The sequence below is a fragment of the Streptomyces spiralis genome, from assembly GCF_014654675.1.
In the GTDB taxonomy this organism is placed as follows: Bacteria; Actinomycetota; Actinomycetes; order Streptomycetales; family Streptomycetaceae; genus Streptomyces; species Streptomyces spiralis.
In genome coordinates this window covers 1-4,802 of sequence record NZ_BNBC01000111.1, presented here as the reverse complement: position 1 = coordinate 4,802, position 4,802 = coordinate 1, and the positions used below count along the sequence as shown (strand labels likewise).

The following is a 4,802-nucleotide window of genomic DNA, read 5'->3' as shown; positions in this document are numbered from 1 at the left end:
GATCGGCGTCGCGGGCGTTGTCGAGCAGGATCAGCACCCGCCGGTGCGCGAGCAGGCTGCGGTACAGCGCTGCCTGGGCGTCGAGCTGTGCGGGCATCTGCTGTGCGGGTACGCCCAGCGCGTCGAGGAAGATGCGGATCGCTTCCCCGGGCGGCATGGCCGAACCGGCCGGATCGAAACCCCGCAGATTGATGAAGAGCTGCCCGTCGGGGAAGCGATCGGCGACCTCGTGAGCCCAGTGCACCGCCAATGCGGTCTTTCCGATGCCCGCCATACCGGCGATCACGGAGATCACCACCGCGTCGGGGCGGCTGCCGGACTGGGACAACAGGGCACGCACCTGTTTCAGCTCGGCTCCCCTGCCGGTGAAGGCGGGCAGCCTGGCGGGCAGCTGAGCGGGACGTATCACGTGCCCTGAAGGCGGCGGAGCCGGGTCCGGCCGCTGATGGGTCTCCTCCGAGGAAGGAGAAAGGTGCAGCAATGCATCGCCGGCCAGTATGCGGTCGTGCAACTGCTGGAGATCCGCTCCCGGTTCAATGCCCAGTTCATCAACCAGAACCCGCCGTGTCCTGCGATAGAACGCCAGTGCCTCGGCCCGCCTCCCGGACCGGAACAGAGCCAGCATCAACAGCAGACACAACCGCTCCCGCAACGGATACTCACCGGTCAGCGAGGTCAGTTCACCGATCACCTCGCCGTGGCGCCCGAGCCGGATGTCGGTGTCCAACCGCCACTCCAGCGTGCTCAGCCACTTCTCGGTGAGCCGAGCCCGCTCGACGTCCGCCAGCGGGCCCGGAAGTCCGGCCAACGGCGTCCCCTCCCAGCCATCGAGCGCAGCCTGCAGCAGTTCCGCGGCGGCAGACGTCTCACCGGCAATGTGGCGCTGTCTCGCCTCCGCGACCCGCTGCTCGAACACACCCAGATCCAAAGCGTCGTCCAGGACCTGTGCCACGTATCCGTCCGCAACCGAGACGATCACACGCGGGGACCGGCCCGCACCCCGCTCCGGCTCCAGCACCTTGCGCAGCCGCGACACATACGTGCGCAACACGGACACAGCGGCCGGCGGCGGTGCCTGGCCCCATACGGCATCGACCAACTCGCCGACCGTGACCAGACGGCCACGCCGCAACAACAGCGCCCCCAACACCACCCGCTGCTGCGGAGAACCAAGATCCAGTTCCACATCCCCACGCCAGGCCCGAACCGAACCCAGCACGGCGAAACGCAAGGAGCTTTCATAAACTTCGCTCACCTTTGGAACCCTAGCTCGACTCTGCCGGGGATCTCGGAGCGGTCGAGGTCGAACTGCCTGCGCTCACCGGAGCCTTGCACGGCCCACGTCCGCCCCGGTACTTCGCCGAGGGGAGAAAGGGCTCTCGTTTACCCCCGCCCGAGCGGATACTGATGCCCCGCTTGTCTGGAAAGCGACTGTGAAAGCGCTCGGCACAGCGGATCGCATGCGCACGGAGGGGTCCGGCAGCACGGGAGACGGCTGCCGGACCCCGCCGGCTGAGAGACCTTCGGGGGATTAGATCTCGCTGTCTAAACGGGGCGCGCGGCAAAACGGTTCACTCGGCCTTGTCCGCCTCCGCAGCCGGCCGTGGCCCGCTCGTCCGGTGAGGGGTCTTCGTACGCATACCGGTGCTACGCCTGATGCGTGGGCGTAGTTGCCAGGTATGTGGCCAGCTTGCCGATGAGGCGGGCGGCCTCGTCCAGGCCACGGGCTGTCTCACCCAGCGCGCCGACCAGCAGGCCCTCCCTACGGGTGTCCTGCGGCTCGGTACCGGACCACGGTCCGGGCACTGTCGTGCCCCGATAGCCGACGGGATCGCCCCCGGCCGGGATGTGGTACCCGATGAAATCGGCCACTTCCTCAGCTGAGCTGCCGGTGGCTTCCGCGGTGAAGAACTCGACCCGGGAGAGCTGTGTCTCGCCGTCGCCCGAGTTCTCGGTGATGTTCAGACGGTAGTGGCGGTAGGGAGTGGTGTTGGCGAAGGTGTATTCGTTCGTCTCGAAGCGCCGCATGAAGCGTTCACCACTACGAGTGTCAAGCGTCGTCCAGCTCAGGCCGTCGTGTGAACCCTGCAGCGCCCAGGCACGCGGATCCCGGCCGGGGAAGTCGTTCGCCGAGGTAGGCCGGTAATCGCTCACGACGGCGGGGCTCTCGAACGTGAAGTCCAGCTCCGCGGACGCGTCCTGCGCCAGCCACTTGCTCCTCGACTTCCTGAGCAGGTTGTCCGCCACTTCCCCGACCGCGTCGAACTCGTCACTCGCCCGTACGCCGGTGACCGTGCCGGTGATGTCCCGCAACTCCCCGGAAAGCGCCGGTGTGCCTCTGGACGCAGCGGAACTCAGCGCGAGGGACGTTGTGTTGCCCAGCGTGTCGGTCCATGTCACGCGGCCGACGGGCACCCCGCCCGCGTCGAGCAGCACATGCAGTTCTCCTGAAGGAGTCCAATGGCCGTCCCGCTCCTCCTCGGTGGAGAAGAGATGGTGCGGAGCGCCCGCAGCGCCTTCGGGGTAGGCCCGGCGCTCCGCGAGCGTGCCGCGGTACTCGGCCGACGAGCCGTCGGCGGCCCGCCAGTGCCCCGGAAGCCGGACAAGTCCTCCCGCAGCCCGATCACAGCCTCCGAACCGTCCACCCCCCGCCAGGAGAGCTGCGTCGGGACTGCCTGTCCGCCACGGTGAATGTGGAAAAGCAGTCGGGGACCGGGCTGCCACCCGCCCGGACCTGCGCCTGGCACACGTCGCTCCGTACTGAAGGCGAAGACCGACCGCGTGGCCGCCCTGACCGCCATGTCACGCTCGGAGCGATTCTTGTCATGCTCAGGATTCACAGTGACGGCACGCAGCCTCAACAGCCCCTCACCGCTGCCCGCGTTGCGTATCTCCAGGAGATTGTCACCCACCGTCAGAACCTCCCCCGGAACGGTCAGGAGGACATCCTGCGGGCCGCTGGTTCCTGCGGCTCCCGTAACGACCGGCTCCGCCAATGCCTTTCCGTTGACCACAACGTCCATCGGGACGGCCGGATCGAGAGTGCTCACCTTGACGACGGCCCCGGCGACTTCTTCCTGTCCGTCCACCGTGAAGTCCAGCTTGATCCAACCGGCCCCGCCCAGCGCGAGATGCGATGAGGCGACCCCACACCGGTGGTGCCCGACGACGACGTTCGACAGCCGGGCCGGCTTGGTGGAGAAGTCGGCAAAAGTTGGTTCCATTTGCATCCCTCATCGGCGTCGATCACATGTATGGATTCTGACAGTGCCCGGCCTCGAGCCGAGCATCCGCTGTATCCGCCTCTGGCAGCGCGGCTTTCGGCCGTGCGTCACGCGGCAGCCGTGTACCACCACGCCGGCTTCTCACCAGACTGGTCCTCGGCGCGTTCCGTCAGCCCCATGGCCATGCGCAGGGCCCGTACGGCGTGGTGCACGCGCGACTTGACGGTGCCCGGCGGGATACCGAGCACCAGCCCCGCCTCACGCATCGACCTGCCGGTGTAGTAGGTCTCGTACAGGACCTCCCGGTGCTTGGGCGACAGCTGCTGGAAAGCCTCCTTGAGGATCATTGCTGAGAGCAACGAGTCCACTTCGGCCTCCTTCGTCAGCACATCTTCCAACCATGTGTTGGCGTTGACTTCCTGAGGCCGAGTCATGCGCAGCCGATACTCGTCGACGACGATGTTGCGGGCCACCTTGAACAGCCACGCACGCAGGGGTTGCCCCTCCTCCAGGTCCTGCGTGCGCCAGCAGCGCAGCAGTGTCTCCTGGACCACGTCCTCAGCTTTGTACAGGTCACCCCCCAACAGCCGTGCCACGTAGGCATACAGGGCACTGACCTGTTCGTCATAAAGCGCGCGCATCGCACGTTCTCGGGCATTGACGGCACCCGAGGAACCCATCACAGTCCAGCTCACGTTCGTATCCCCCTCGGTCTGCGACCTCACATAGGAGGCCTGTCCTCGAGGCCAAGTTCAACGGCCCCGATAAGCGGGAAGAGTCTTACGAGCGACGTTCGATGTCACGTTGACGACCGATTGACGACTGGAGCGGCAGCTTTACCGTCCCCCTGTGTCGAACGACCAACGCCTGCATGCCAGACACTCACGGAAGGCTTGCGTAGTCGGACACCTACGCCGCGTAACGTGATGACCAACCGAGGGCGGTGTACGGGGCGCCGGCTGAATTGACGTGGAAGCGGCGCCGGTCGCAAAAACCGCGAAACCTCGGAGCCGGAGCACATCCGGGATTCGCCGATGTCTGGCGGCGCAGAGTACTGGAAGTGCGCCGCAATGGGCTTTTGACTACTGCGCGTATCCCTTCAGTGACCTTGCCGACGGCCTTCACGTCGGCCACGGAGCCCGGAATGCATTGATGTCCCTGACCTGTGAGCAGGGATTTCTTTTCAGATAGGCGGCGGGGGTAGTTCGAGGTTCTCGTCTGCCGTCTTGGTCCGGTCGTAGGGGCCTGGGGTCGGTGTTCCATGCGGCGACCCAATGGCGGATGCCCTTCATCAGGGTCTGCACGGATCGGTGGACACCTCGTCGTAGGCGATGACACGGGCGTCGGGGTTCGCCGTCCTGTTCGAGGCCGGGCCGCTCGGCCTCGGTCACCGCCCTCGGCGCGGCGACCGAGCGGCGCCGCATCGGCCCCACCATCCGATCGTTGGACCGCATATTGGCACACAGTATCGTGTTGCGGTACGTTGCCCACCCCTTGCACTACCGGCATACGCACGACGGAGAAAGTGAGTCCAGCTGTGTCCAGCACAGAGTTCGCGGGCCTGGAGATGACCCCGCT

The 4,802-nt window shown here is 66.3% G+C and carries 4 protein-coding genes; all 4 read right to left on the bottom strand.

Annotated elements, in window-relative coordinates:
- Positions 1 to 1,255, bottom strand: a 1,255-nt coding sequence (locus tag IE318_RS44020) for an AfsR/SARP family transcriptional regulator (RefSeq protein WP_229904214.1), incomplete at its 3' end; no start/stop codon positions are given.
- A gap of 392 nt (positions 1,256 to 1,647) precedes the next feature.
- Entirely contained in the window at positions 1,648 to 2,436 is a 789-nt protein-coding gene (locus tag IE318_RS44015; RefSeq protein WP_189908438.1) for a hypothetical protein, read from the bottom strand.
- Positions 2,397 to 3,224, bottom strand: coding sequence for a hypothetical protein (locus IE318_RS44010; protein WP_189908437.1), 828 nt, complete (start codon positions 3,222 to 3,224; stop codon positions 2,397 to 2,399). The genes IE318_RS44015 and IE318_RS44010 overlap by 40 nt, the downstream gene beginning before the upstream one ends.
- A gap of 107 nt (positions 3,225 to 3,331) precedes the next feature.
- Positions 3,332 to 3,919 carry a sigma-70 family RNA polymerase sigma factor gene (locus IE318_RS44005; RefSeq protein ID WP_229904213.1) on the bottom strand — a complete coding sequence of 196 codons (588 nt, stop codon included), beginning with the start codon at positions 3,917 to 3,919 and terminating at the stop codon, positions 3,332 to 3,334.
- Between the last annotated feature and the right edge of the window lie 883 nt (positions 3,920 to 4,802).

Bases quoted from the DNA above. Each gene is read 5' to 3' on its own strand.
- IE318_RS44010 (WP_189908437.1), bottom strand. From the start codon at position 3,224: ATGGAACCAACTTTTGCCGACTTCTCCACCAAGCCGGCCCGGCTGTCG.